This is a genomic window from Variovorax sp. OV700, from assembly GCF_900099805.1.
Lineage (GTDB): Bacteria > Pseudomonadota > Gammaproteobacteria > Burkholderiales > Burkholderiaceae_C > Variovorax.
Genome location: NZ_FNDR01000002.1, coordinates 34665 through 61330, shown reverse-complemented (window position 1 = coordinate 61330; position 26666 = coordinate 34665). Strand labels below are relative to the sequence as shown.

The window sequence follows — 26666 nt, the reverse complement described above, 5'->3', positions numbered from 1 at the left end:
TAGCCACTGGTCCGGCGATTCGGACGGGCTCTTCGCCCTGCATCCGGATCGTCGGCAGTGCGCTCGCTTCATGCCCGCCCCATCTTTCATGAAATCAACGACTTAGCGTGGCGTGCACGCCGCGCGACGCGTGGCACATCGATTGCTGTGTACCAAGGCCGGCCGCATCGCCCGATGCGGCTTTCGGCCACGACACAGGAGACAAACCGATGAGCACCATGGGCGACCTTGACCCCACGGAAACTGGCGAGTGGATCGATGCGCTCGGCGCGGTTCAACAACACCGCGGCAGCGAACGTACGAACTTTCTGTTGAATCGCCTGGTCGACCAGGGCCGCCGCGATGGCGTGTACGTGCCCCGTTCGCTGAACACGGCGTACAAGAACACCATCCCGCCCGAGCAGGAAGAAAAATCCCCCGGCAACCGCGAGATCGAGCACCGCCTGCGTTCGATCATCCGCTGGAACGCGATGGCGATCATCCTGCGCGCCAACAAGGACTCGTCCGAGCTCGGCGGCCACATCGCGAGCTTCCAGTCTGCGGCCACCCTCTACGACATCGGCTTCGGCCACTTCTGGCACGCGGCCACCGACACGCACGGCGGCGACCTGCTGTTCATCCAGGGACACAGCTCGCCCGGCATCTACGCGCGCGCCTTTCTCGAAGGCCGCTTGAGCGAGCAGCAGCTGCTCAACTACCGGCAGGAGTCCGACGGCAATGGCATCCCGTCGTACCCGCACCCCTGGCTCATGCCCGACTTCTGGCAGTTCCCCACCGTGTCGATGGGGCTCGGTCCGCTGATGGCGATCTACCAGGCGCGCTTTCTCAAGTACCTGCACGGCCGGGGTCTCGCCGACACGGCGCCGCGCAAGGTCTGGGCCTTCATGGGCGACGGCGAAATGGACGAGCCCGAATCGCTCGGCGCCATCTCGCTCGCGGGCCGCGAGAGCCTGGACAACCTCGTGTTCGTCATCAACTGCAATTTGCAGCGCCTGGACGGCCCGGTGCGCGGCAACGGAAAGATCGTGCAGGAGCTGGAGTCCGTGTTCCGCGGCGCCGGCTGGAATGTCATCAAGGTGCTCTGGGGCAGCGGCTGGGACGCGCTGCTCGCCAAGGACAAGAGCGGCAAGCTGCTGCAGCGCATGGAAGAGTGCGTGGACGGCGAATACCAGGACTTCAAGAGCAAGAGTGGCGCCTACGTGCGCGAGCACTTCTTCGGCAAGTACGACGAAACGAAGGCGCTGGTCGCCGACATGAGCGACGACGAGATCTGGGGCCTCACGCGTGGCGGCCACGACCCCGAGAAGGTCTTCGCCGCGTACGCCGCGGCCGTGAAGCACAAGGGCCAGCCCACGCTGATCCTGCCCAAGACGGTCAAGGGCTACGGCATGGGTGAATCGGGCGAGGGCCAGATGATCGCGCACCAGGCCAAGAAGATGACGCAGGACGCGCTGCGCGGTTTCCGCGATCGCTTCCAGATCCCGGTGTCCGACGAAGAGTTGCCCAACGTGCCCTTCATCCAGCTGGCCGAAGACAGCCCCGAGATGAAGTACCTGCGCGAGCGCCGTGCCGCGCTCGGTGGCTACCTGCCGCAGCGCCGCCGCAAGTCGACCGCGCTGGAGATTCCGCCGCTGGCCACCTTCGAGCGCCTGCTCAAGGACACCGGCGAGCGCGAGATCTCCACCACCATGGCCTTCGTGCAGATGCTCGGCACGCTGGTGCGGGACAAGGCCATCGGCAAGCACGTGGTGCCCATCGTGCCCGACGAGTCGCGCACCTTCGGCATGGAAGGCATGTTCCGCCAGCTGGGCATCTGGTCGTCGCTCGGCCAGCTCTACAAGCCGCAGGACGCCGACCAGCTCATGTACTACCGCGAGTCGAAGGATGGGCAGGTGCTGCAGGAAGGCATCAACGAGGGCGGCGCGATGTCCAGCTGGATCGTCGCGGCCACCTCGTACAGCACGAACAACGTGCCGATGATTCCGTTCTACATCTACTACTCGATGTTCGGCCTGCAGCGCGTGGGCGACCTGGCCTGGCTGGCCGGCGACATGCGGGCGCGCGGCTTCCTCTTGGGCGGCACGGCAGGGCGCACCACGCTCAACGGCGAAGGCCTGCAGCACGAAGACGGCCACAGCCACATCCTGGCCGGCACCATTCCCAACTGCGTTTCGTACGACCCGACCTTTGCCTACGAGGTGGTCGCCATCGTGCGCGACGGCATGCGCCGCATGTACGCCGAGCAGGAGGACGTGTATTACTACATCACCCTCATGAACGAGAACTACCCGCACCCCGGCATGCCCGAGGGCAGCGAAGCGGGCATTCTCAAGGGCCTCTACCAGCTGAGCGACGGCGGCAAAACGCCGAAGAAGGGCCACCGCGTGCAGCTCATGGGCAGCGGCACCATCCTGCGCGAAGTGATGTTCGCGGCCGAGCTGCTGAAAGCCGACTTCGGCATTGCCGCCGACGTGTGGAGCGCCACCAGCTACAACGAGCTGCGCCGCGACGGCATGGCCGCCGAGCGCTGGAGCCGGCTGCACCCGACCGAGCCCGCGCGCAAGAGCCACGTCGAGCAATGCCTCGAAGGGCACGACGGCCCGGTCATCGCGGCCACCGACTACATGCGCAACTACGCCGACCAGGTGCGCGAGTACGTGCAGGCCGCGGGCCGGCGCTACATCGTGCTGGGCACCGACGGGTTCGGGCGCAGCGACTACCGCCGCAAGCTGCGCCGCTTCTTCGAGGTCGACCGCTGGCACGTGGCCGTGGCCGCGCTCAAGGCGCTGGCCGACGACGGCGTGATCAAACACGCCGTGGTGGCCGAGGCCATCGCGAAGTACGGGCTCGATGCCGAGCGCGCAGCCCCCTGGACCGTCTGAGGCAGTACCCATGAGCAACGCAATCGACATCAAGGTTCCCGACATCGGCGACTTCAGCGATGTGCCCGTCATCGAGATCTTCGTGAAGCCCGGCGACACGGTGAAGGCCGAAGATCCGCTGGTCTCGCTCGAATCCGACAAGGCGACGATGGAAGTGCCCGCGCCGCGCGGCGGGGTGGTCGAGTCCATCTCTGTGAAGCTGGGCGACAAGGTCAGCGAAGGCAGCGTCATCATGACCTTCAAGTCCGAGGGCGGCGCGGCCGCTGCGCCCGCGCCCGCCGAACCCGCCAAACCCAGCGTGAGCGCCGCGCCTTCGGCCACCAGCGCACCGGCCGGCGTGGCCGAGGTGCGCGTGCCCGACATCGGCGACTTCAAGGACGTGCCGGTGATCGAGATCTTCGTGAAGGTCGGGGACACGGTAAAGGCCGAAGACCCGATCGTCTCGCTCGAATCGGACAAGGCCACGATGGACGTGCCGGCGCCGCTGTCGGGCGTGGTGACGGCCATCGGCATCAAGATCGGGGACAAGGTCAGCGAAGGGTCGGTGATCCTGTCCCTCGCGACGGGTGATGCTCCTGCGGCGACCGCTGCTGCACCGGCACCGGCTGCACCAGCCGCCGCACCGGCGCAAGCTGCGGCCTCCGCAAGCGGCGCCATCGACGAAGCCGCCTTCGCGCTCGCCTATGCCGGGCCGGCCGTGCGCAAGCTCGCACGCGAACTCGGCGTCGACCTCGGCAAAGTCAAGGGCACCGGCGACCATGGCCGCATCGTGCGCGCCGACGTCGAGGCCTTCGCGAAGGGTGGCGGTGCAGCCGCTGCGCCGGCCGCCGGCAAGTCTGCTGCAGCGCCCGCAGGCGGTGGCGTCGGCGGCATCGACCTGCTGCCCTGGCCCAAGGTCGACTTCGCCAAGTTCGGCCCGACCGAGCGAAAAGAACTGTCACGCATCAAGAAGATCAGCGCCGCCAACCTGCACCGCAACTGGGTCGTCATTCCGCATGTGACGACGCACGACGAGGCCGAAATCACCGACCTCGAACAGTTCCGCGTGCAGATGAACAAGGAGCTGGAGAAGTCGGGCGTCAAGATCAGCATGCTGCCCTTCATGATGAAGGCGGCCGTCGCTGCGCTGAAGAAGTTTCCGGAGTTCAACGCCAGTCTCGACGGTGATGCCCTGGTGCTCAAGAACTACTGGCACATCGGCTTTGCGGCCGACACGCCCAACGGGCTCATGGTGCCGGTGATCCGCGACGTCGACAAGAAGACCGTGCCCGACATCGCGAAAGAGATGGGCGAACTCGCCAAGCTCGCGCGCGACGGCAAGCTCAAACCTGACCAGATGTCGGGCGGCACCTTCACCATCAGCTCGCTGGGCGGCATCGGCGGCATCTACTTCACGCCGATCATCAATGCGCCCGAGGTCGCCATCATGGGCGTGTGCAAGAGCTACTGGAAGCAGCACTCCGCCGACGGCAAGACCTACACCTCGCGCCTCACGCTGCCGCTGTCCCTCTCGTGGGACCACCGCGTGATCGACGGCGCCGCCGCCGCGCGCTTCAACGTCTATTTCGCCAACGTGCTCGCCGACCTGCGGCGCGTGCTGTTCTGAAGGAAGCTCCCAATGGCACACATGGTGGAAGTCAAGGTCCCGGACATCGGCGAATTCAAGGATGTCGCGGTCATCGAACTGCTGGTCAAGCCTGGCGAGGTCATTGCGGTCGATACCGGGTTGATCATGGTGGAGTCCGACAAGGCCTCGATGGAGATTCCGTCGAGCCATGCAGGGACTGTGAAGGAGCTGAAGATCGGGCTCGGCGACAAGGTCAGCGAAGGGTCGGTGATCCTGGTGATCGAAACGTCGGCCGCCGCGCCCGCTGCGGCGCCGGCCCCTGCGCCCGCACCGGCAGCCGGTGCCGCACCCGTTGCCGCAGCTCCCGCGTCCGTGCCTTTGGCCGGCAGCTACACCGGCAAGGCCGACATCGAGTGCGAAGTGCTCGTGCTCGGCGCCGGTCCCGGCGGCTACTCGGCCGCGTTCCGCAGCGCGGACCTGGGCATGAAGACCGTGCTGGTGGAGCGCTACGCCACGCTCGGCGGCGTGTGCCTCAACGTGGGCTGCATCCCCTCGAAGGCGCTGCTGCACACGGCCGGCGTGATGGACGAGGTGAAGCTGCTCGCCAAGCATGGCATCAAGTTCGCCGCACCCGAAGTCGACATCGACGCACTGCGCGACTTCAAGGACGGCGTGATCAAGAAGCTCACCGGCGGCCTTGCCGGCATGGCGAAGGCGCGCAAGGTCGAGGTCGTCACCGGCGTCGGCAGCTTCCTCGATGCGTACCACGTCGAGGTGGCGGGCGAGGGCGGCGCGAAGAAGGTGGTGAAGTTCGCCAAGGCCATCATCGCCGCGGGCTCGCAGGCCGTGAAGCTGCCCTTCATGCCCGAGGACGATCGCGTGGTCGACTCCACCGGCGCGCTGCTGCTCAAGGGCATCCCGAAGCGCATGCTCGTGATCGGCGGCGGCATCATCGGCCTCGAGATGGCCACGGTGTACTCGACGCTGGGCACGCGCATCGACGTGGTCGAGATGCTCGACGGCCTGATGCAGGGCGCCGACCGTGACCTCGTGAAGGTATGGGAGAAGGTCAACGCGCCGCGCTTCGACAACGTGATGCTCAAGACGAAGACCGTCGGTGCCAAGGCGACCAAGGCCGGCATCGAGGTCAGCTTCGAAGGCGAGAAGGCACCGAAAGAGCCGCAGGTCTACGACTTGGTGCTCGTGGCCGTGGGCCGCAGCCCGAACGGCAAGAAGATTGCGGCCGGCAAGGCCGGTGTGGCCATCACCGACCGCGGCTTCATCGACGTCGACAAGCAGATGCGCACCAACGTGCCGCACATCTTCGCCATCGGCGACGTCGTCGGCCAGCCCATGCTGGCGCACAAGGCGGTGCATGAGGCGCACGTGGCGGCCGAGGTAGCGCACGGCGAGGCGTCGTTCTTCGATGCGCGGCAGATTCCCTCGGTGGCCTACACCGACCCCGAGGTGGCGTGGGCCGGCAAGACCGAGGAGCAGTGCAAGGCCGAGGGCCTGAAGGTCGGCAAGGCGGTGTTCCCGTGGGCCGCATCGGGCCGTGCCATCGCCAACGGGCGCGACGAGGGCTTCACCAAGCTGCTGTTCGACGAGGCCACGCACCGCATCGTCGGCGGCGGCATCGTCGGCACGCATGCGGGCGACCTGATCAGCGAGGTGTGCCTGGCCATCGAGATGGGCTGCGAGCCCTCGGACATCGGCAAGACCATCCACCCGCATCCGACGCTCGGCGAATCGATCGGCATGGCGGCCGAAGTCTTCGAAGGGCATTGCACCGACCTGCCCCCGGTGAAGAAGAAGTAGGCCGCCGCCATGCCGCTCGCACTGGCTTTCGAGGCGCTGGGATCAGGGCCCCCGGTGGTGATCCTGCACGGCCTGTTCGGCGCGGGCCGCAACTGGACGCAGGTGGCACAGGCGCTGGCCGCGGACCATCGCGTCTACCTGCCTGACGCCCGCAACCACGGCGCCTCGCCGTGGGCCGAATCGATGTCGTACCTGGAGATGGCGGACGACGTGCTCGCGCTGATCGAGCGCGAGCAATTGCAGCGGCCCTTCGTGATCGGCCACAGCATGGGCGGCAAGACCGCGATGGCGCTGGCGCTCTCGCACCCCGAGGCCATCGGTGGCATCGCCGTGATCGACATCGCCCCCGAAAGCTACGCCGACCAGTTCTCGTCGTACGTGTCGGCCATGCGCAGTCTCGAGGTGGCGAGCGCCGCCAGCCGCCGCGAAATCCACCAGGCGCTGGCCGACAGCCTCGGCGCCGACGCGCCGGTCGACTTCCTGATGCAGAACCTGCGCCGGCAGAACAATCGCTTCGACTGGCGGCTCAACCTGCTCGCCACCGGTCTGTGCATGCGCGAGCTTTGCGGCTTTCCTGAGGCGCTGCGCGAAGCGCGCTACGACGGCCCCGCGCTGTTCATCCACGGTGCGGAGTCCGGCTACGTGCGGCCTTCGTCGCTTGCCGGCATTCGCGCGTTGTTCCCGCACGCGGGGACCGAGCGCATTGCCGACGCCGGGCACTGGGTGCACGCCGACCAGCCCGCGGCGCTGCTGTGCGGGCTGCGTGACTGGCTGGCCGATGCCGACGCGGCCACCCCTTACTGACATTTCCACGGAGACACCATGTCCGACGAAAAACTGCGCGAAGCCGCCCTCGACTACCACCGCTTTCCCACGCCGGGCAAGATCTCGGTGAACCCGACCAAGCCGATGGCCACGCAGCGCGACCTCGCGCTCGCGTACTCGCCCGGCGTGGCCGAGGCCTGCATGGAGATCGTGCGCGACCCGGCCGAGGCGATGAACCTCACCTCGCGCGCCAACCTGGTGGCCGTCATCACCAACGGCACGGCGGTGCTGGGCCTGGGCAACATCGGTGCGCTGGCCGGCAAGCCGGTGATGGAAGGCAAGGCCTGCCTGTTCAAGAAATTCGCCGGCATCGACGTGTTCGACATCGAACTCGACGAGAACGATCCCGACGCGCTGATCGACACCATCGCGCGCATGGAGCCCACCTTCGGCGGCATCAACCTGGAAGACATCAAGGCGCCCGAATGCTTCTACATCGAGAAGAAGCTGCGCGAGCGCATGAAGATCCCGGTCTTTCATGACGACCAGCACGGCACTGCCATCGTCGCGGCCGCAGCCATCCTCAATGCGCTGCGGCATGTGAAGAAGGACATCCGCGAGGTGAAGCTGGTGGCCTCGGGCGCCGGCGCGGCGGCGCTGGCCTGCCTCGACCTGATCGTGAGCCTGGGCCTGCCGATGCACAGCATCTTCGTGTCCGACAGCGCGGGCGTGGTCTACACCGGCCGCAAGGAGCAGATGGACCCGAACAAGGCCCGCTACGCGCAGGACACCTCGGCGCGCAAGCTGGCCGACGTGATCGCCGGCGCCGACATCTTCCTCGGCCTCTCGGCCGGCGGCGTGCTCAAGCCCGAGATGGTGAAGGAAATGGCGCGCGACCCGATCATCCTCGCCATGGCCAACCCGACACCGGAAATCCTTCCGGAAGATGCGCTGGCCGTGCGCCCCGACGCCATCCTCGGCACCGGCCGGTCGGACTATCCGAACCAGGTCAACAACGTCCTGTGCTTTCCGTTCATCTTCCGTGGCGCGCTCGACGTTGGCGCGACCACCATCAACGAGGAGATGAAGCTCGCCGCCGTGCGCGCCATCGCCGAGCTCGCGCATGCCGAAATTCCCGAGGTGGTGGCACAGGCCTACGGCGCGGTCGGCTTGCGCTTCGGCCGCGACTACCTGATTCCCAAGCCCTTCGACCCGCGCCTGATCGAGTTCGTCGCCCCCGCGGTGGCGCAGGCCGCGGCGGACAGCGGCGTGGCGACGCGGCCTATCGCCGACATGAAGGCCTACCGCCAGCGGCTGTCGCAGTTCGTCTACCAGTCCGGCAGCAGCATGCAGCCGCTGTTTGCCGCGGCCAAGCAGGCGCCCAAGCGCGTGGTCTACGCGGAAGGCGAGGACGAGCGCGTGCTGCGCGCCGCGCAGGTGGTGGTCGACGAAGGCCTGGCGCGCCCGCTGCTGCTGGGCCGCCCCGAGGTGATTGCCGAACGCATTGCGCAGTACGGCCTGCGCCTCACGCTGGGCACCGACTGCGAGGCCGTCGACCTGCTCGACCCCGGCGTGTACGGCGATGCGGCCGAAGCGTACTACCAGCTCAAGCGCCGCGACGGCGTCTCGCGCCTGGTGGCGCAGACCGAGATGCGCAGCCGCGGCACGCTGCTCGCGGCCATGCTGGTGCGCCAGGGCAAGGCCGACGCGATGCTGTGCGGCACGCTCGGCGGCTACGGCGACCACTTGGGCCATGTGCGCGACGTGATCGGCCTGCGCCCCGGCACCAAGACCATGGCCGCCATGCAGATGCTGATGCTGCCCGGGCGCCAGCTCTTCATTTGCGACACGCACGTCAACCGCGACCCCGATGCCGCGCAGATCGCCGAGATCGCGCTGCTCGCGGCCGAGGAGGTGCGCCGGTTCGGCGTGACGCCGAGCGTGGCGCTGCTGTCGCACTCGAATTTCGGCGGCTCGGACGCGGCCTCGGCCGTGAAGATGCGCGAAGCGCTCGCACTCATCAAGGCGAGCGATCCACAGCTTGCGGTGGAGGGCGAGATGCGCGGCGACGCGGCGCTGTCCAAGTCGATCCTCGACCACGAGTTTCCGGACTCGGCGCTGGAGACCGAGGCCAACGTGCTCATCATGCCCAACGTCGATGCGGCCAACATCTCGTACAACCTGCTGCGCGTGGCGGCCGGCAGCGGCATCACGGTGGGCGGCATCCTGCTGGGCGCGGCGCGCTCGGTGCACATCCTCACGCCGTCGTCCACGGTGCGCCGCATCGTCAACATGACGGCCCTGGCGGTGGTCGATGCCAACTCGAACCGCAACGCAGCCTGACGGCGACTGAAATTTTCTAGGAGATATCGTGGACCACCAAGTCGTACCCAAGCCCTTTTACAAGTCCCTGTACTTCCAGGTCATCACGGCCATCGTGCTCGGGGTGCTGCTGGGGCATTTCTATCCGGATACCGGCGCATCGATGAAGCCGCTGGGCGACGGCTTCATCAAGCTCATCAAGATGATCATCGCGCCGATCATCTTCTGCACGGTGGTGGTCGGCATCGCGGGCATGGAGGACATGAAGAAGGTCGGCAAGACCGGCGGCCTGGCGCTCCTGTACTTCGAGATCGTGAGCAGCATCGCGCTGGTGGTGGGCCTCGTGATCATCAACATCGTGCGGCCTGGCGCCGGCATGAACGTCGACGTGAGCCAGCTGGACGCCAAGAGCATCGCGGCCTACACCGGCCCGGGCAAGATGCAGAGCACCACCGACTTCCTGCTCAACGTGATCCCGAGCACGGTGGTCGACGCCTTCGCCAAGGGCGAGATCCTGCAGGTGCTGCTGATCGCCGTGATGTTCGGCTTTGCGCTGCACAAGTTCGGCGGGCGCGGCACGCTGGTGTTCGACGTGATCGAAAAAGGCTCACACGTGCTCTTCGTGATCGTGGGCTACATCATGAAGGTCGCGCCCATCGGCGCGTTCGGCGCGATGGCCTTCACCATCGGCAAATACGGCGTGAGTTCGCTGCTGCAGCTCGGCCAGTTGATGGCCACCTTCTACGCCACCTGCCTGTTCTTCATCTTCGTGGTGCTCGGGCTCATTGCGCGCTTCCACGGCTTCAGCATCTGGAAGTTCATCAAGTACATCAAAGAAGAGCTGCTGATCGTGTTGGGCACCTCGTCGAGCGAATCGGTGTTGCCGCGCATGATGGCCAAGCTGGAGAACCTGGGTGCCAAGAAGTCGGTGGTCGGCCTGGTGGTGCCGACGGGCTACTCGTTCAATCTCGACGGCACCTCGATCTACCTGACGATGGCGGCCGTGTTCATCGCGCAGGCGACCAACACCGACATGACGCTCGGCCAGCAGCTCACGCTGCTGCTGGTGCTGCTGCTGACCTCGAAAGGTGCGGCGGGCGTGACGGGGAGCGGCTTCATCGTGCTGGCGGCCACCCTATCGGCCGTGGGCCACGTGCCGGTGGCGGGCCTCGCGCTCATCCTCGGCATCGACCGCTTCATGTCGGAAGCGCGCGCGCTGACCAACCTGATCGGCAACGGGGTTGCCACGGTCGTGGTCGCCAAGTGGACCAACGACCTGGACACCGTCCGCATGAAGCGCATCCTGGACAACGAGACGTCGGCCGAGGCCGACGCGCCCGAGGCGGTGCTGGACAAGGTCGAGACCCACATGCCCGTGGCCCAGGCCCGCTGAAGCATCGCATGCCTGTACGGAGCAGCCCACCATGAACAGCCCCGTGCAGAAGCACCGAGTCGTCATCGTGGGCGGCGGGGCCGGCGGCTTGGAGCTGGCGACGCGCCTGGGCGACACGCTGGGCAAGCGCGGCGTGGCGGACATCACGCTGATCGACAAGAACCGCACCCACGTCTGGAAGCCCAAGCTGCACGAAATCGCCGCGGGCAGCATGGACCTGAGCGCGCACGAAGTGGATTACCTCGCGCAGGCGCACTGGCACCGCTTTCGGTTCCGGCTCGGCGAGCTCACCGGCATCGACCGCGAGCGGCGCGAGGTACAGGTGGCGCCCTACATGGATGACGAGGGCCGGCTGGTCACGCCGGCGCGCGCTTTCGGCTACGACACGCTGGTGATTGCCATCGGCAGCCTCAGCAACGACTTCGGCACGCCCGGCGTGCGCGAGCATGCGCTGCGGCTCGAATCGAAGGCCGATGCGCAGCGCTTTCACCAGCGCATGATCAACGCCTGCATCCGCGCGCACGCGCAGACCACGCCGCTGCGCCCCGAGCAGCTGCACGTGGCCATCATCGGCGCGGGCGCTACCGGCGTGGAACTGGCGGCGGAGCTGCACCGCACCACGCGCGAAGTGGTCGCCTACGGGCTGGATCGCGTGGACGCCGAGAAGGACATCCAGGTCAGCGTGATCGAGGCCGCTGACCGCGTGCTGCCCGCGCTGCCCGCGCGCATGTCCGCCGCCACGGAGGCGCTGCTGCGCAAGCTGGGCGTGGACGTGCACACCTCTGCCAAGGTGGCGGAGGTGCTGCCCGAGGGCATTCGGCTGGCCGACGGCCGCGTGCTGCCGGCCGAGCTGGTGGTGTGGGCCGCGGGTGTGAAGGCGGCCGATTTCATGAAGGACATCGCGGGGCTGGAAACCAACCGCAGCAACCAGCTCACGGTGCTGCCGACCTTGCAGACCACGCGCGATGCCGACGTCTTCGCCATCGGCGACTGCGCAGCCTGTGACTGGCCCGAGGCCAACGGCGGCAAGGGCGGGCTGGTGCCGCCGCGCGCGCAGGCGGCGCACCAGCAGGCCTCGCACGTTGCGGCGCAGATCCGCCGGCGCTTGGGCGGACAGGCGCTCAAGCCCTATCGGTACCGCGACTTCGGCTCGCTGGTGTCGCTGGGCGAGTTCAGCACCGTCGGCAACATGATGGGCGGGCCGGTGGGCGGCAGCCTGATGATCGAAGGCCGTTTCGCCCGGCTCATGTACGTGTCGCTCTACAAGATGCACGAGCTGGCGCTGCACGGCGTCGTCAAGGTCTCGCTCGACACGCTTGCACGCCTCATCACGCGGCGCACCGAACCCCACGTCAAGCTGCATTGAGCAGTCACAGCCATGACCCAACCTTCTTACGAATTCGACGCGGCCTCATGGCTGCAAGCCTGGCAACAAGGGCTGTCGCAGAGTCACCAGCAGTTCGGCGCGCTGATGCGCAGCGCGCTGGAGATCGCGCCGTTGGACGCGCGCGGCAAGGCGCAAATGGATTTTGCGCTGCGCCAGGTGATCGATGCGATGAACCCGGCCAACAGCCTTGCGACCAACCCCGAGGCGATGCAGGCCGCGCTCGACTCCGGCGGTACCAGCCTGGTGGAAGGCACACGCCTCTTTCTCGCGGACGTGGCGAAGGGCCGCATCTCGATGTCGGACGACGAGGCTTTCGAGGTCGGCCGCAACGTCGCGACCAGCCCGGGCGGCGTGGTGTTCGAGAACGAGCTGATGCAGCTCGTGCAGTACACGCCTTCCACGGCCAAGGTCCACAGGCGCCCGCTGGTGATCGTGCCGCCTTGCATCAACAAGTTCTACATCCTCGACCTGCAGCCTGCGAATTCGCTGGTCGCGTATGCCGTTGAACAGGGCCACACGGTGTTCCTCGTGTCGTGGCGCAACGTGTCCGCGGAACAAGGCCACCTGGGTTGGGACGATTACGTCGAGCAAGGCGTGTTGCAGGCACTCGACGTTGCGCGGGGCATCGCCCGAGCCGACAAGGTCAACGCGCTCGGCTTTTGCATCGGCGGCACGCTGTTGGGCAGCGCGCTCGCCGTGGCGGCCGCACGCGGCGAGAAGCCGGCCGCCAGCGTCACGCTCCTGACGGCGATGCTCGACTTCTCCGACACCGGCGAACTGGGGTTGATGGTCGACGAGAACATGGTCGCCACGCGCGAGGCCAGCATCGGCCGCGGCGGCCTCATGAAGGGCCGCGAACTCGCCACCGTGTTTGCCGCGCTGCGCGCCAACGATCTGATCTGGCCCTACGTGGTCAACGGCTACCTCAAGGGCAAGGCGCCGGCGGCCTTCGACCTGCTGTTCTGGAACGGCGACGACACCAACCTGCCAGGGCCGATGTACTGCTGGTACCTGCGCAACACCTACCTGGAAAACAAGCTCCACGTGCCTGGCGGCACGGTGCAGTGCGGCGTGCCGGTGGACCTGTCGCGCATCGATGCACCCGCGTTCATCTATGCCTCGCGCGACGATCACATCGTGCCGTGGAAGACGGCCTATGCCGGCACCCGGCTGCTCGGCGGCGAAACCCGCTTCGTGCTCGGCGCGAGCGGCCACATCGCCGGCGTGATCAACCCGCCCGCGAAGAAGAAGCGCAACCACTGGGTCGGCGATCTCGCGGCCGATGCCGGCGCCTGGCTCCAGGGTGCGCAAAGCATCGACGGCAGCTGGTGGCCTGCGTGGAGCGAGTGGCTCGGCGCCCATGCCGGCGCGAAGGTCGCCGCGCGCCGCGTGCTGGGCAGCGAGGATTTCGCCCTCATCGAGCCCGCACCCGGGCGCTATGTCAAAGCCAAGGCGGCCTGATCGGCCGCCGTCATTCCCTTCGCATCAACCCCAAAGGAGACTCTCATGTCAGACGATATCGTGATCGTGGCCGCGCAACGCACGGCGGTCGGCAAGTTCGGCGGCGCGCTCGCCGGCACGGCGGCGCCGGAGCTGGGCGCCCACGTGGTGAAGGGCCTGCTTGCCAAGGCCGGCGTGCCCGGCGATGCGGTGTCCGAGGTGATCATGGGCCAGGTGCTGGCGGCCGGCGCGGGGCAGAACCCGGCGCGCCAGACGGTCATCAAGGCCGGCCTGCCCATTGGTGTGCCAGGCCTCACCATCAACAAGGTCTGCGGCTCGGGCCTGAAGGCCGTGATGCTGGCGGCACAGGCCGTGAGGTGCGGCGACGCCGAGATCGTGGTGGCCGGCGGCCAGGAGAACATGAGCGCCGCGCCGCACGTGCTGCCCAACTCGCGCAACGGCCAGCGCATGGGCGACTGGAAGCTGGTCGACACCATGATCGTGGACGGTCTGTGGGACGTCTACAACCAGTACCACATGGGCACCACGGCCGAGAACGTGGCAAAGAAGTACGGCATCACCCGCGAGATGCAGGACGCCCTCGCGCTGGCCTCGCAGCAGAAGGCCGCGGCCGCGCAGGACGCGGGTCGCTTCAACGACGAGATTCTTCCCTTCAGCATCGCCCAGAAGAAGGGTGATCCGATCGTCTTCTCGGCCGACGAGTTCGTGAACCGCAAGACCAGTGCCGATGCGCTCGCGGGCCTTCGCCCGGCCTTCGACAAGACCGGCTCGGTGACGGCCGGCAACGCTTCGGGCCTGAACGACGGCGCGGCTGCAGTGCTGGTGATGTCGGCCTCGCGGGCGGCGGCGCTTGGCCTGCATCCGCTCGCGGTGATCCGCGCCTATGCGAGCGCAGGGCTCGACCCATCGCTCATGGGCATGGGCCCGGTGCCCGCCTCGCAGCTGGCGCTCAAGAAGGCCGGCTGGAAGGCGCAGGATCTCGACCTGATGGAAATCAACGAAGCCTTTGCGGCGCAGGCTTGCGCCGTGAACCGCGAGATGGAATGGGACACCAGCCGCATCAACGTGAACGGCGGCGCCATTGCCATCGGCCATCCCATCGGCGCCTCGGGCTGCCGCGTGCTGGTGACGCTGCTGCACGAGATGCGCCGCCGCGGCGCCAACAAGGGCCTCGCGTCGCTGTGCATCGGCGGCGGCATGGGCGTGGCGCTGGCTGTTGAACGCGCCTGAACGAATTTCTTACCTGTCACACACAACGCACCTAGGAGCAATCAAATGAGCGAGAAGAAGCAACAAGTGGTCCTGGTCACAGGCGGCATGGGCGGTCTGGGCGAGACGATCTCCATCAAGATGGTCGATGCGGGCTACAAGCTCGCGGTGACCTATTCGCCGGGCAACAAGTCGCATGCCGAGTGGGTGGCGCAGATGGCCGAGCGCGGCTACCAGATCCTGGCCGTGCCGTGCGACGTGGCCGACTACGACTCGTGCGCGCAGGCGGTGAGCCAGGTGCAGGCGGCCCTTGGCCCGGTCGACGTGCTGGTCAACAACGCCGGCATCACGCGCGACATGACCTTCAAGAAGATGGACCAGATCAACTGGAACGCCGTGCTGCGCACCAACCTCGACAGCCTGTTCAACATGAGCAAGCAGGTGGCCGACGGGATGGTGGACCGGGGCTGGGGCCGCATCATCAACGTGTCGTCGGTGAACGGCTCCAAGGGCGCGTTCGGCCAGACCAACTACTCGGCCGCCAAGGCCGGCGTGCACGGCTTCACCAAGGCGTTGGCGCTCGAGGTGGCGAAGAAGGGCGTGACCGTGAACACCATCTCGCCCGGCTACATCGGCACGAAGATGGTCACGGCCATCCCGAAGGAAGTGCTCGACAGCAAGATCCTGCCGCACATTCCCGTCGGGCGCCTGGGCAAGCCCGAGGAAGTGGCCGGCCTGATCATCTACCTGGCCTCGCAAGAAGCGGCCTTCGTGACTGGCGCGAACATCGCCATCAACGGCGGCCAGCACATGCAATGAACGGACGACCATGATCCTCAAAAACGGCATCGATCAGGTCGCACTGATCAACAAGTTCACCGACGCCTCGGCCAAGCAGGGCGAAGCCATCCGCAAGGCCGTGCACGAGGCCACGCTCAAGGCGCTGCAGGGGCGCGAGCTCACGCTCGCGAACATCCGGCAGGTGCTGGGCACGGTCACCAAGGCGGCCTCGGCCGGCGCCGAGGGGAGCAAGCTGCCCGCGCCCGATGTGCAGGCGCTGCTGGCCAAGGCCTTCGCCGGCATGGATGGCGCGTTGGAGCAGGCGGTGCTGGCCAACCAGCGCGCGCTGCAGCAGCTGGTCGACCAGGGGGTGAGCCTGCGCGAGACGCAGCTCAAGAAGGCGCTGGCCGACATCGAGAAGATGGAAGACACGCTGTTTGCCAGCGTGCGCAAGGCGGCGCCGGCCGACGGCCCCTGGAGCGCCGTGTTCCAGGCGGCGCAGGGCAAGGGCACGGGCACCGGCGCACGCGCCACCGCGGCGCTCGAACAGCTCATGGAAGACACGCACAAGAACCTGCGCGACGGCCGTGCGCTGAGCCTGCGCGCCTCGCAGGCGATGCTCGACAGCTACGCAACGCTGGTGAGCGGCGTGCTGATCGGCATGTCCGAAGCCCTGAAGCAGGGCGGGGCGGCGAAGCGATGACCCGGGCCGGCGGCGGCACCGCCGCCGGCCTGAAAGGAACCCGATGGACGCCCTGATCCTCGCCCGCATGCAGTTCGCGGCCAACATCACCTTTCACATCCTGTTTCCCACGATCAGCATTGCGCTGGGCTGGCTGCTGCTGTTCTTCCGCTGGCGGTGGCTGCGCACACGCGGTGGCACCGACACCATGCTGGCCCAGGGCTGGCTCGACGCCTACCGTTTCTGGACCAAGGTGTTCGCGCTGACCTTCGCGCTGGGCGTGGTGAGCGGCATCACCATGAGCTTTCAGTTCGGCACCAACTGGCCGGGCTTCATGGAGCGCGTCGGCAACGTGGCGGGACCGTTGCTGGGCTACGAGGTGCTGACCGCGTTCTTCCTGGAGGCGGGCTTTCTGGGCGTGATGCTGTTCGGCCATGGCAAGGTCAGCGAGCGCGTGCATCTCATGTCGACCTTCATGGTGGCCTTCGGCACCACGCTGTCGGCTTTCTGGATCCTGGCGCTGAACTCGTGGATGCAGACGCCCGCGGGCCACGAGATCGTGGACGGCGAGTTCCACGTGGCGAGCTGGTTGGAGGTGATCTTCAATCCCTCGTTCCCGTACCGCTTCGCGCACATGCTGCTAGCCTCGGCGCTGACCTGCGCGTTCCTCCTGACCGGCCTGTCGGCCTGGCAGGTGCTGCGCGGCGCGGGACAGCGCAGCGCGGCCCGCGTGATGCGCGTGGGGCTCACGCTGGCGGCGGTTCTGATTCCGGTGCAGATCGTGGTGGGCGACATGCACGGCCTCAACACGCTGGAGCACCAACCGGCCAAGATCGCGGCGATGGAAGGCGTGTGGGAGACCGAGCGCGGGGCGCCCCTCTTGCTGTTTGCCATTCCCGATGCCCGGACGCGCAGCAACCGCTTCGAGATCGCGGTGCCGAACGGCGCGAGCCTGATCCTCACGCACAAGGCCGACGGCGAGATCCGCGGGCTCAACGACTTTCCCGGCGCGCACCCGCCGCCGCTGCCGATGTTCTTCGCGTTCCGCATCATGGTCGGCATGGGCATGCTGATGCTTGCGACCAGCTGGCTCGGGTGGTGGCTGTATCGCCGCGCTCGCTGGCAGCCGGCGAAGCTGCCGCGCGCGCTGCTGTGGCTGTTCGCGGGCATGACCTTCTCGGGCTGGGTGGCCACGGTGGCTGGCTGGTACGTCACCGAGATCGGCCGCCAGCCCTACATCGTTTACGGCCTGGTGCGCACGGCCGACGTGGTGTCGAAGGTGCCGGCCGCGATGATCGGGCTCACGCTGGCGCTCTACGTGGCGTTGTACCTCGCGCTCATCGTCGCGTACGTGGCGGTGCTCAAGTACATGGCCGAGAAGCCCGACGAGGTGCTCGCGACGGAGGCGGCCGAACGGGCCGTGACACCGCCGGGCGCGATCACCTCGCCCGTGATCGAAAGAGGCCGCGCATGAGACGCCGGGCCGCTCCCAACTCGAACAGCACCGCAGCGCGTCGCGCGGAGGTTACCCAATGAATGCGACGATGAGCTTTGACGCCGCGTTGCCGGTGATCTTCATGGCGCTGATGGGCGTGTCGATGCTGGTCTACGTGATCAGCGACGGCTACGACCTGGGCGTGGGCATGCTCATGCACCGCGCCACCGACGCCGAGAAGGACGTGATGGTCGCCTCCATCGGCCCGTTCTGGGATGCCAACGAAACCTGGCTGGTGCTGGGCGTGGGCATCCTGCTGGTGGCCTTCCCCAAGGCGCACGGCCTGGTGCTGGGCGAGCTCTACCTGCCGGTGACGCTGATGCTGATCGGCCTCACGCTGCGCGGCGTGGCTTTCGATTTTCGCGTGAAGGCGCGCGACAGCCACAAGCGCACCTGGGACCGGCTCTTCTTTGCGGGCTCCACGCTGGCCTCGGTCGCGCAGGGCTGGATGCTGGGGCGCTACATCAGCGGCTTCGGCACCGGCTGGAACTACCCGGTGTTCGCCGCCGCGATTGCCGTGGCGCTGCCGATGGCCTACGTGCTGATGGGCGCGGCCTGGCTCATCATGAAGACCGAGGGCGCGTTGCAGGAGCGGGCCGTGCAGTGGGCGCGCACCGCCTGGGCGCCCATGGTCGGCGGCATGCTGCTGATTTCGATGGCCACGCCCTGGATCAGCCCCGAGGTGCGCGGGCGCTGGTTCGCGCTGCCCGAATTTCTGGCGCTGGCCGCCATTCCGCTCATGACCGGCGCGGCGCTGCTTGCCGTGCGCGCCCTGCTGAACACGCGCATGGTGCGCGGGCCGGTGTGCTGGCTGCCCTTTGTGCTGCTGGTGATGGTGTTCGTGCTCGGGTTTCTGGGGCTGGCCTACAGCATCTATCCCTATGTGGTGATCGGCCAGCTCACGATCTGGCAGGCGGCCAGCAGCGCGCCGGCGCTCAAGGTGATCCTGGTCGGCGTGTGCATCTCGGTGCCGGCCATCGTGGGCTACACCGTGTTCTCCTATCGGGTCTTCCGCGGCAAGACCGGCGAACTGCGCTATGCCTGAGCAGACGCTGGGCCTGGCTGAAACCGCGCGTGACACCCGGCACCGGGCAGCCACTGATGCGGCCTTCGCGGCCTTGTGCAATAACGGGTTCATGATTTCACGGGAGCCGACCCGGCACTTCGACTTGCCTTCTCATACCCACAGGCGGTGGCGCAGCCTGCCGCGCTGGTTCGGCGCGCTGTCGCTGGTGGCACTGGCCGCCTTCGCCGGCCACCACTTCGCCCTGCAGAACGGCCTGGCGCGGCTGCGCGAAGCGGCCGACCACCGGCTCGACATGCTTGCGACCGGGCTCGATGCCGACCTGGCCCGCTTCGAGTATCTGCCGGCGCTGCTGGAGATGACCCCGATCGTCCCGGCGTTGCTCCGCGCGCCGTCGGATGGGGCGCTGCGCGACGCGGTCAATCGCTATCTCGATGGCGTCAACGCCGCCGCGGGCGCGGAAATGCTTTATGTGCTCGACGCCGCGGGCACGTCGCTGGCGGCTTCCGATTGGGACCGGGCCGGTACCACCGTCGGCCAGGACCTGTCGTTCCGGCCCTATGTGATCGATGCGCTGGGCCAGGGCAAGGGCCGCTTCTACGGCGTCGGCATCACCAGCCGCAAGCCGGGCTATTACCTCTCGTACGCCTTGCGCCGCGACCAGCCCGTGCGCGGCGTGGTGGCCGTCAAGGTCAACCTCGAGGAGACCGAGCGCGCCTGGCGCATGCTGCCGGGCAACGTGGCGCTGATCGACCAGCGCGGCGTGGTGATCCTGGCCACCCGCGAAGACCTGAAGTTCCGGCCGATGCTGCCGCTGGACGCCTCGCAGCGGGCCGAAGTGCTGCGCTCGCGCCCCTATGGCGAGGCCGGCCTGCAGCCCCTGCAATGGACGCTGAAGGAGGCACTGGCGCGCGACGTGCAGGTCGTCGCGCTCGACGGCGTGGACCAGCTCGCCTCGAAGCGCTCGCTGCGCGGTGCGCCGTGGCAGCTGATGGCGCTCGACGACCTGGCGCCGGTGCGCGTGGGCGCGCGCAACGCGGCCATCACCGCGAGCCTGGCGATGGCGGTGCTGCTGCTGCTCGCCGTCACGCTGTGGCAGCGCCGCCGGGCCGTGCGGCAGAAGCTGGCCAACCAGGCGGCGCTGCAGGCGGCGCACGACACCCTCGAATCGACCGTGACCGCGCGCACCGCGCAGCTGCGCGCCGCCCAGGGCGAGGTGGTGCATGCCGGAAAGATGGCGACGCTGGGCCAGATGTCGGCCGGCGTGGTGCACGAGCTGAACCAGCCGCTCACGGCAATGCGCACCCTCTCCGAAAGTGCCGCCATCCTGCTCGACAAGAGCCGCTTCGACGACGTGCGCGGCAACCTGCAGCGCATCCGCGGCATGGTCGACCGCTTGGCGCGCCTGACTTCGCAGCTCAAGACCTTTGCGCACAAGGGCGAGCTGCCGCTCGCGCCGGTGCCGATGGCACAGGCCTTGGCCGACGCGCAGGCCATCGTCGCCGAAGCCTCGAAGAAGAACGGCGTTGCCATCGAGGTCGACGTGCAGCCGGCCACCGTAAGCGTCATGGCCGAGGAGGCCGCGCTGGGCAGCGTGCTCGTCAACCTGATGCGCAACGCCATCGACGCCATGCAGGCCTCGCCCGCCTCGCGACGCACGCTGCGCCTGGAGGCCCGGCCGCAGGACGGCCGCGTGATCCTGCGTGTGAGCGACACCGGTCCCGGCATTCCGCCCGACATCCTGCCGCGCCTGTTCGAGCCCTTCGTCACCAGCAAGCCGGCGGGCACCGGCCTGGGCCTGGGCCTCGTGATCTCGGCACAATTGGTGCGGGCCATGGACGGTACGCTGCGCGCCGCCAACCTGGCGGAGGGCGGCGCCTGCTTTGTTGCCGACCTGCCGGCCGCCGTCCAGGCCATTCTTATTCCCACCCCCACAGGAGTGATCAACAAGTGAGTGAAGCCCCTGCCATCCGGGTGCTGCTGGTGGAGGACGACGAAGACGTCCGCCTCAGCACGATCCAGGTGCTGACCCTGGCCGGTTTCGAGGTCGAAGCCTTCGCGAGCGCCGAACGCGCCCGCGCCCACATCAGCTTTGGCGTGCCGGCCATTGTGGTCTGCGACGTGCGACTGCCGGGCATGAGCGGCACCGAATGGCTGGGCGAACTGCACACCGCCGATGCCGAGCTGCCCGTGATTCTGGTCACCGGCCACGGCCACATCGCCATGGCAGTGCAGGCCATGCGCGAGGGTGCCTACGACTTCATCGAGAAGCCCTTCAGCTCCGAGCGGCTGGTGGCCATCGTGCGCCACGCCATCGAGCGCCGGCAGCTCACGCTGCAGGTGAGGGCGCTGCGTGACGCGCTGGAAAACTGGCACGGCATCCAGGCGGTGCTGATCGGCCGCTCGGCGCAGATGCAGCAGGTGCGCCGCACCGTGATGACCTTGGCCGAGACCTCCGCCGACGTGCTGATCTATGGCGAAACCGGGACCGGCAAGGAGCTCGTCGCCCGCTGCCTGCACGAGCACAGTGAGCGCCGCCGTCAGCACTTCGTGCCGCTCAACTGCGGCGGCCTGCCCGAGGCACTGGCCGAGAGCGAGCTGTTCGGCCACGAGGCCGGCGCCTTCACCAGCGCCAACCGCGTGCGCGTGGGCAAGTTCGAGTACGCCAACGGCGGCACGCTTTTTCTCGACGAGATCGAGAGCATGCCGATGGCGGTGCAGATCAAGCTGCTGCGTGCGCTGCAGGAGCGCAGCATCGAGCGCATCGGCTCCAACAAGGCCATTCCCTTCGACTGCCGTGTGGTGGCCGCGAGCAAGGACGACCTGAAGGACATGAGCGACCGCCAGAAGTTCAGGGCCGACCTGTACTACCGGCTCGGCGTCGCCTTCATCGAACTGCCGCCGCTGCGCGAACGGCGCGAAGACATTCCCCTGCTGTTCGAACATTTCACGCTGCTGGCGGCCGCGCGCTACGAGCGCGCCGCGCCGATCCCGAGCAGCGCGCAGGTCGCCGACCTGATGGCCTATGCCTGGCCCGGCAACGTGCGCGAGCTGCGCAACGTGGCCGACCGCTTCGTGCTCGGCCTCTTGGGCGAGCGCCTCACGCAGGTGCGAGGCAGCGCCGAAGACGTGCCCGCCTTGCCCCGCGGATTACCACAGCAGGTGGAGTCTTTCGAGCGGGCGGTGATCGTCGAGACGCTGCGCAAGCACCAGGGCGACCAACCGGCCACCGCCAGCGCGCTGGCCATCGCGCGGCAGACGCTGCACGACAAGCTGCGCAAGCTCGGCATCGCGGCGGACGAGTTCAAGGCCTAGGGGCGGGAAGTCGTCCGATCGGTCGGCGCGCCGGCGGCGAGATGCATCTGCCGCTCATGATTTCAACGCAGGTACCGATTGCTTGAACTGCCCGTCGGTCCTTTAGACGACCCGCAGTTTCTGGAACTCGCTGCGCAACAACGCGACGACTTCGGCGAGGTCCAGGGCCTCTAGTCGATTCGTTTTCAGGAAGGCGGCCCATTGCCTTTGCTTCGCGGCATCCTGCACGAATGCATCGCTCAAGCCCGAGGGGAGGGTGCTGGGCAGCGCCAGTTTCCGCCGATCGAACGTGGCCTCGACTGCACGGCGCAGCTCGGCAATTTCCAAGGCATCTTCGGTGACCAGTACCCAGAGATCGAAGTAGTCCTTCATGCGAGTATTGGCCATGCCCAGCAGGCACACCGCATGAAACTTCTCGGCTACCACCGTGTATTTCGGATAGGTGCGCAACTGCGGAGCGGGCAGGTCCTCGAGCATCACCGGGTAGCTTACCGATTCGGGCGCTGGCGTCACCGCGTCCCCAAAACCGATGTCTACTTGCAGCGCGATGCGCGCACCATCCAGTTTTGCCTGCAGATCGATCCGCACACCGCCATAGCCCGCCTCCCTGCGGATCACCGAGCCCTTGACCGAGGCCGGATCGAACGCGATGCCGTCCTCCACCTCGATCTGGCAGATCTCGCGGAATGCCGACACGGCGGTGTCGATGTCGTCCGGACCGAACCCCAGCAGATCCGCATCGCGTGTCGGCCGATGCGGCTGGTCGTACCACAGCGAAAACAGCAATGCGCCCTTGAGCAGGTAGTTGGCAGCATGCGGTGAGACCGACAGTCGGTAGAGCAGCCGTTCCAAGCCATAGTGGGTGAGCGTCAGGTTGAAGTCCTGCTTCGCGGCATCGGCGCGCTGCTTCAAGCGAGCGCGGATGGACGCTGCGAGATTGCGGCTCATGCCGTAACGCTTTCCAGATAGGGTCGCATGACATTGGCTACGCGATCCACCGTTGCGTAGTGCCAGAGCGCATCCATCGACAGCTTGCGCCGCGACCAGCCATCTTGCAGCGCCTCCAGCGCCACATCCAGGCCGATCTTGTTGCGGTACTTGAAACAGTCCGCCACCGTCTTGGCCGCGTTGAACACCGGGACCGTCACTCCATCGATCTCGACGGGCTCGATGCCTTCGGTCAGAGCCGCCCCCGACATGCGCACCACCCGCAGCGGCGGCTGGTCCAGCCGGGGTGTGGGCGAGTGATGGGGGATTGCCATCCAAACCTCGAACGGCGCCTGGGTGCCAATGCCATGGACGCGCAGCGCTGACAGCAGGCACACCACTCCGCGCGGCACGCGCAGCGCCACCTCAGCCAGAGACCGGTGTGCGCTGAGCGCGCGTCCCGGCAGGCTGTAGACGCCCCGGGCGACGCGCTCGAGCTTGCCCGCCGCCACCAGCCTGCTAAGGACCACTGTCGGCAGTGCCTGCTCAGCCAGATCGCGCGCGCGCAGCAGCGGTCGACGCTCGGCGAGCGCGAGGATGGCTTGTTCGAGCGTCGAGTCAGAGCCGAAGGTCATGCCCGGAGTATGTTGCAATAGTTAGTCATTTGTCAATAAATGACTAAATAATGCAATGTGCCGACGGCTACTCTCGAGCGCCGGGGCGGCAACCCAGCCAGCTTGCATCGGCACTGCCAATCCCGTACGCTGGCCCAACGTCCACGCGCAGCACCCGAGCCCTTGCGGGCCGCCGGGCCGGCCTTGCGGACGCTAAGGAGACATGCCATGCCAAGCCGATCGAACGGCCTCACGGCCGAAATAGAAGCGGTGCGAACGCTGGCGCTCGTGGGCCCTGCAGCCGCGGGCAAGAGCTCCCTTGCCGAGGCCTTGCTGCACAAGGCGGGTGCCATCGGAGCGTGCGGCAGCATCGAGCGCGGCAGCACCGTCAGCGACTACGACCCGCTCGAGCGCCGAATGCAGCACTCGCTCAACGCGTCGGTGATGCACCTCACGCATGCCGGCACGCGCATCCACTTCATCGACACGCCCGGCGGCCCCGACTTCCTCGGCCAAAGCCTGCCCGCGCTGGAGGCGGTCGAAACAGCGGCGGTGGTCATCAATGCCGCCACCGGCATCGAGCCGATGGCGGTGCGCATGATGGAGTACGCGGCCTCGCGCCATCTTGCCCGCATGATCATCGTCAACAAGATCGACGCGCAGGGCGTTTCGCTGGCGGGCCTGCTGGCCGACATCCAGGCGACCTTCGGCCGCGAATGCCTGCCGCTGAATCTGCCCGACAGGGTCGGCAAGCGGGTCTTGGACTGCTTCTTCAACCGCTTCGGGCAGTCCGACTTCGGCCCCGTCGAGGCGGCGCACCGCGCGCTGGTGGAGCAGGTGGTCGAGGTCGACCCGGCCTTTGTCGACCGCTACCTCGAGGAGGGCGACGTGGATTCGTCCGAGCTGCACGCGCCGCTCGAGCAGGCGCTGCGCGAAGGCCACCTGATTCCGGTGTGCTTCGTCTCGTCGCGCAGCGGCGCCGGCGTGGCCGAGCTGCTGGACGTGATCGTCAAGCTTCTGCCCGACCCGACCGAAGCCAATCCGCCGGAGTTCCTGCTGGGCGAGGGCACGGATGCGAAGCCGATGCAGGCCAGGCCCGACCCATCGATGCACGTGCTGGCGCACGTGTTCAAGGTCACGGTGGACCCCTACGTCGGCAAGCTCGGCATCTTCCGCGTGCACCAGGGCACGGTCACGCCCGACAGCCTTCTTTACGTGGGCGACGGTCGCAAGCCCTTCAAGGTGGGGCACCTGTTCATGCTCCAGGGCAAAGACCATGTGGAGGTCTCGCGTGCGATACCGGGCGACATCGTGGCGGTGGCCAAGGTCGATGAAATCCATTTCGACGCCGTGTTGCACGACGCGGCAGAAGACAACCACATCCATCTTGCGCCGCTGGCGTTTCCGGTGCCGGTGCACGGCCTGGCCGTGGAGCCCAAGCGGCATGGCGACGAGCAGCGCGCCTGGGAGATTCTCGGCAAGCTCGCGGCCGAGGATCCGTGCCTGCGCATCGAGCATGCGGCCGCGACCAACGAGACGGTGCTCTACGGACTCGGCGAGCTTCACTTGCGCATCGTGCTCGAGCGCTTGCGCGAGGTGTACCGCTTCGAGGTCCTGACCCGGCCGCCGCGCATTGCCTATCGGGAGACAGTGAGCGCGCCGGCCGCGGGGCATCACCGGCACAAGAAACAGACCGGTGGCGCTGGGCAGTTCGCCGAAGTCTTCCTGCGCATCGAGCCGCTGGCGCGCGGCGCGGGCTTTCAATTTGCCGACGAAGTCAGGGGCGGGGCGATCCCGGGTCAGTTCATTCCCGCCGTCGAAAAGGGCGTGCGCGAGGTCCTGCTGAGCGGCGCGATCGCGGGCTATCCCGTGGTCGATGTGCGCGTGGTGGTGCACGATGGCAAACACCACAGCGTCGACAGCAAGGACATCGCCTTTGCGACCGCAGGACGCAAGGCCTTCATGGCCGCGATCCGCGAGGCCCGGCCGGTCGTGCTCGAGCCGATCGTGCAGATCGAGATCGCCGTTCCTGAACATTCGGTGGGCGACGTCACGAACGACTTGTCGTCGCGGCGCGGCCTGGTCACCGGGACGTCGGCCCTGGGTGGCGGCACCGTGACCGTCGGCGGGCAGGTGCCCGAGGCCGAACTGGCCAACTACCAGTCGCGGCTCAATGCGATGACCAGCGGCCAGGGCCGCTACACCCTCGCGTTGTCGCACTACGAAGCCGTGCCGCCGGCCGTCCAGCAGACGTTGATGGGACAGTATCGGGTGCGGGAGGAGGATTAGGTCAGGCTCGGGCCAGGCGCCGATTCACGACACTCAAGGTCGTCGGCGCTCTTGCGAAGCGCCGATGTTCGTGGACGCTTGGCCCTAGTGATAGTCATCTTCGCGCTGATGACGGATCGCGGCGACCGCGACCTCTCGTTCGCTGATGATTCGAAACAAGGCCACATATCCCGAAGCTCCGAAAGGGATGACTAACTCGCGCTCGAGCCGGTCCGCGTCCGCAATCCGGCAAGTGAACGGATTGGTTTCCAGGATTCGGAATTCCGTGCGAATAGCGGCCAATGCGCGACTCGGAAGATCGAAGTCTCCGTGCTGCAGAGCGGATTCGACAAGAAAGTCTTCAAGACGCAAGAGATCTTCAAGGGCCTCGCGCGTCAGGGTGACCGCATAAGTCACGAACGAGCGGTTCTGCCGCGTTTTTCTTGAGCTAACTCTGAAATACGCGCGTCGAGACGCCCTTGCATCGCGTCGAATACGTCTTTGGCAGAGTAGTACTCGCCGCTCTTTTTTGCACGCTTCAATGAATCGCGCCCACGCGCAAGGAACTCTTGTTGGGACTTGCGTCGCTGCGCAGCCTGCACGGCCGCGTTTTCCACGAACTGCGACAAAGTTTCACCTTGGCGCAGCACGCTCTCGATTTCATCGCGCACGGATGGCTCGACGCGTACGGGGGGCAACTGGGCTGTTTTCATGCCAATGATTGTAGAGCAATTGCTATGCGCGGCCAAGCCGATAG

General features: G+C 67.2%; 20 protein-coding genes. 16 read left to right on the top strand and 4 right to left on the bottom strand.

Going from position 1 to position 26666, the window contains the following annotated elements; translation table 11 throughout:
• The first annotated feature begins 209 nt into the window (after positions 1-209).
• The 15 genes from aceE to BLR24_RS03770 all read left to right on the top strand — a co-directional run bounded on the left by aceE (position 210) and on the right by BLR24_RS03770 (position 22100).
• Positions 210-2882 carry a pyruvate dehydrogenase (acetyl-transferring), homodimeric type gene (gene aceE / locus BLR24_RS03840; RefSeq protein ID WP_093012988.1) on the top strand — a complete coding sequence of 891 codons (2673 nt, stop codon included), beginning with the start codon at positions 210-212 and terminating at the stop codon, positions 2880-2882.
• Between the two features lie 10 nt (positions 2883-2892).
• Entirely contained in the window at positions 2893-4488 is a 1596-nt protein-coding gene (locus BLR24_RS03835; protein ID WP_093012985.1) for a dihydrolipoyllysine-residue acetyltransferase, read from the top strand.
• 12 nt (positions 4489-4500) lie between these two features.
• Positions 4501-6267 carry a dihydrolipoyl dehydrogenase gene (lpdA, locus tag BLR24_RS03830; RefSeq protein WP_093012982.1) on the top strand — a complete coding sequence of 589 codons (1767 nt, stop codon included), beginning with the start codon at positions 4501-4503 and terminating at the stop codon, positions 6265-6267.
• A 9-nt stretch (positions 6268-6276) separates the two neighbouring features.
• On the top strand, positions 6277-7071 hold the full coding sequence (locus BLR24_RS03825) for an alpha/beta fold hydrolase (protein WP_093012979.1): 795 nt from the start codon (positions 6277-6279) through the stop codon (positions 7069-7071).
• An 18-nt stretch (positions 7072-7089) separates the two neighbouring features.
• Positions 7090-9375 carry an NADP-dependent malic enzyme gene (locus BLR24_RS03820; protein WP_093012976.1) on the top strand — a complete coding sequence of 762 codons (2286 nt, stop codon included), beginning with the start codon at positions 7090-7092 and terminating at the stop codon, positions 9373-9375.
• A 28-nt stretch (positions 9376-9403) separates the two neighbouring features.
• Positions 9404-10747 (top strand): dicarboxylate/amino acid:cation symporter, encoded by a 1344-nt coding sequence (locus BLR24_RS03815; protein ID WP_093012973.1) that lies wholly within the window; start codon positions 9404-9406, stop codon positions 10745-10747.
• A 31-nt stretch (positions 10748-10778) separates the two neighbouring features.
• On the top strand, positions 10779-12113 hold the full coding sequence (locus BLR24_RS03810) for an NAD(P)/FAD-dependent oxidoreductase (protein WP_093012970.1): 1335 nt from the start codon (positions 10779-10781) through the stop codon (positions 12111-12113).
• A gap of 12 nt (positions 12114-12125) precedes the next feature.
• Complete coding sequence (gene phaC / locus BLR24_RS03805) at positions 12126-13595, top strand: PHA/PHB synthase family protein (protein WP_093012967.1); 1470 nt, start codon at positions 12126-12128, stop codon at positions 13593-13595.
• 45 nt (positions 13596-13640) lie between these two features.
• Entirely contained in the window at positions 13641-14825 is a 1185-nt protein-coding gene (locus BLR24_RS03800; protein ID WP_093012964.1) for an acetyl-CoA C-acetyltransferase, read from the top strand.
• Positions 14826-14870: 45 nt separating this feature from the next.
• The gene (phbB, locus tag BLR24_RS03795; RefSeq protein ID WP_093012961.1) at positions 14871-15623 is read left to right on the top strand and encodes an acetoacetyl-CoA reductase; all 753 of its coding nucleotides are present in this window, start codon (positions 14871-14873) and stop codon (positions 15621-15623) included.
• 10 nt (positions 15624-15633) lie between these two features.
• Positions 15634-16287, top strand: coding sequence for a DUF6781 family protein (locus BLR24_RS03790; protein ID WP_093012958.1), 654 nt, complete (start codon positions 15634-15636; stop codon positions 16285-16287).
• A gap of 43 nt (positions 16288-16330) precedes the next feature.
• Positions 16331-17740, top strand: a complete 1410-nt coding sequence (locus BLR24_RS03785) for a cytochrome ubiquinol oxidase subunit I (RefSeq protein ID WP_093012955.1) — start codon at positions 16331-16333, stop codon at positions 17738-17740.
• A gap of 58 nt (positions 17741-17798) precedes the next feature.
• Positions 17799-18806: a cytochrome d ubiquinol oxidase subunit II gene (locus BLR24_RS03780; RefSeq protein WP_254787154.1), complete on the top strand. Its 1008-nt coding sequence runs from the start codon at positions 17799-17801 to the stop codon at positions 18804-18806.
• 91 nt (positions 18807-18897) lie between these two features.
• The gene (locus BLR24_RS03775; RefSeq protein WP_093014633.1) at positions 18898-20739 is read left to right on the top strand and encodes a sensor histidine kinase; all 1842 of its coding nucleotides are present in this window, start codon (positions 18898-18900) and stop codon (positions 20737-20739) included.
• Complete coding sequence (locus tag BLR24_RS03770) at positions 20736-22100, top strand: sigma-54-dependent transcriptional regulator (RefSeq protein WP_093012953.1); 1365 nt, start codon at positions 20736-20738, stop codon at positions 22098-22100. Before BLR24_RS03775 ends, BLR24_RS03770 begins: the two co-directional genes overlap by 4 nt.
• A gap of 102 nt (positions 22101-22202) precedes the next feature.
• On the opposite strand, the gene BLR24_RS03765 is transcribed toward BLR24_RS03770, so the two are convergent.
• Together BLR24_RS03765 and BLR24_RS03760 are read right to left on the bottom strand one after the other, a co-directional pair.
• Positions 22203-23048, bottom strand: a complete 846-nt coding sequence (locus tag BLR24_RS03765) for a nucleotidyl transferase AbiEii/AbiGii toxin family protein (RefSeq protein ID WP_093012950.1) — start codon at positions 23046-23048, stop codon at positions 22203-22205.
• Positions 23045-23662, bottom strand: a complete 618-nt coding sequence (locus tag BLR24_RS03760) for a type IV toxin-antitoxin system AbiEi family antitoxin domain-containing protein (protein WP_093012949.1) — start codon at positions 23660-23662, stop codon at positions 23045-23047. Before BLR24_RS03760 ends, BLR24_RS03765 begins: the two co-directional genes overlap by 4 nt.
• Positions 23663-23869: 207 nt before the next feature.
• Here BLR24_RS03760 and fusA point away from each other — a divergent pair, with 207 nt between their 5' ends.
• Positions 23870-25930 (top strand): elongation factor G, encoded by a 2061-nt coding sequence (gene fusA / locus BLR24_RS03755; RefSeq protein WP_093012947.1) that lies wholly within the window; start codon positions 23870-23872, stop codon positions 25928-25930.
• A gap of 84 nt (positions 25931-26014) precedes the next feature.
• On the opposite strand, the gene BLR24_RS03750 is transcribed toward fusA, so the two are convergent.
• Both BLR24_RS03750 and BLR24_RS03745 read right to left on the bottom strand, forming a co-directional pair.
• Positions 26015-26326, bottom strand: coding sequence for a type II toxin-antitoxin system RelE/ParE family toxin (locus tag BLR24_RS03750; protein WP_093012944.1), 312 nt, complete (start codon positions 26324-26326; stop codon positions 26015-26017).
• Positions 26323-26622 carry a YlcI/YnfO family protein gene (locus tag BLR24_RS03745; RefSeq protein ID WP_093012941.1) on the bottom strand — a complete coding sequence of 100 codons (300 nt, stop codon included), beginning with the start codon at positions 26620-26622 and terminating at the stop codon, positions 26323-26325. Before BLR24_RS03745 ends, BLR24_RS03750 begins: the two co-directional genes overlap by 4 nt.
• Positions 26623-26666 lie beyond the last annotated feature (44 nt).

Excerpts from the sequence above, each read along its gene's own strand:
- BLR24_RS03765 (WP_093012950.1), bottom strand. The coding sequence starts at position 23,048 with ATGAGCCGCAATCTCGCAGCGTCCATCCGCGCTCGCTTGAAGCAGCGC.
- BLR24_RS03780 (WP_254787154.1), top strand. The coding sequence starts at position 17,799 with ATGAATGCGACGATGAGCTTTGACGCCGCGTTGCCGGTGATCTTCATG.
- BLR24_RS03800 (WP_093012964.1), top strand. The coding sequence starts at position 13,641 with ATGTCAGACGATATCGTGATCGTGGCCGCGCAACGCACGGCGGTCGGC.
- BLR24_RS03785 (WP_093012955.1), top strand. The coding sequence starts at position 16,331 with ATGGACGCCCTGATCCTCGCCCGCATGCAGTTCGCGGCCAACATCACC.
- BLR24_RS03820 (WP_093012976.1), top strand. The coding sequence starts at position 7,090 with ATGTCCGACGAAAAACTGCGCGAAGCCGCCCTCGACTACCACCGCTTT.
- BLR24_RS03790 (WP_093012958.1), top strand. The coding sequence starts at position 15,634 with ATGATCCTCAAAAACGGCATCGATCAGGTCGCACTGATCAACAAGTTC.
- BLR24_RS03810 (WP_093012970.1), top strand. The coding sequence starts at position 10,779 with ATGAACAGCCCCGTGCAGAAGCACCGAGTCGTCATCGTGGGCGGCGGG.
- fusA (WP_093012947.1), top strand. The coding sequence starts at position 23,870 with ATGCCAAGCCGATCGAACGGCCTCACGGCCGAAATAGAAGCGGTGCGA.
- phaC (WP_093012967.1), top strand. The coding sequence starts at position 12,126 with ATGACCCAACCTTCTTACGAATTCGACGCGGCCTCATGGCTGCAAGCC.
- lpdA (WP_093012982.1), top strand. The coding sequence starts at position 4,501 with ATGGCACACATGGTGGAAGTCAAGGTCCCGGACATCGGCGAATTCAAG.
- BLR24_RS03835 (WP_093012985.1), top strand. The coding sequence starts at position 2,893 with ATGAGCAACGCAATCGACATCAAGGTTCCCGACATCGGCGACTTCAGC.
- BLR24_RS03775 (WP_093014633.1), top strand. The coding sequence starts at position 18,898 with ATGATTTCACGGGAGCCGACCCGGCACTTCGACTTGCCTTCTCATACC.
- BLR24_RS03760 (WP_093012949.1), bottom strand. The coding sequence starts at position 23,662 with ATGACCTTCGGCTCTGACTCGACGCTCGAACAAGCCATCCTCGCGCTC.
- aceE (WP_093012988.1), top strand. The coding sequence starts at position 210 with ATGAGCACCATGGGCGACCTTGACCCCACGGAAACTGGCGAGTGGATC.
- BLR24_RS03745 (WP_093012941.1), bottom strand. The coding sequence starts at position 26,622 with ATGAAAACAGCCCAGTTGCCCCCCGTACGCGTCGAGCCATCCGTGCGC.
- phbB (WP_093012961.1), top strand. The coding sequence starts at position 14,871 with ATGAGCGAGAAGAAGCAACAAGTGGTCCTGGTCACAGGCGGCATGGGC.
- BLR24_RS03825 (WP_093012979.1), top strand. The coding sequence starts at position 6,277 with ATGCCGCTCGCACTGGCTTTCGAGGCGCTGGGATCAGGGCCCCCGGTG.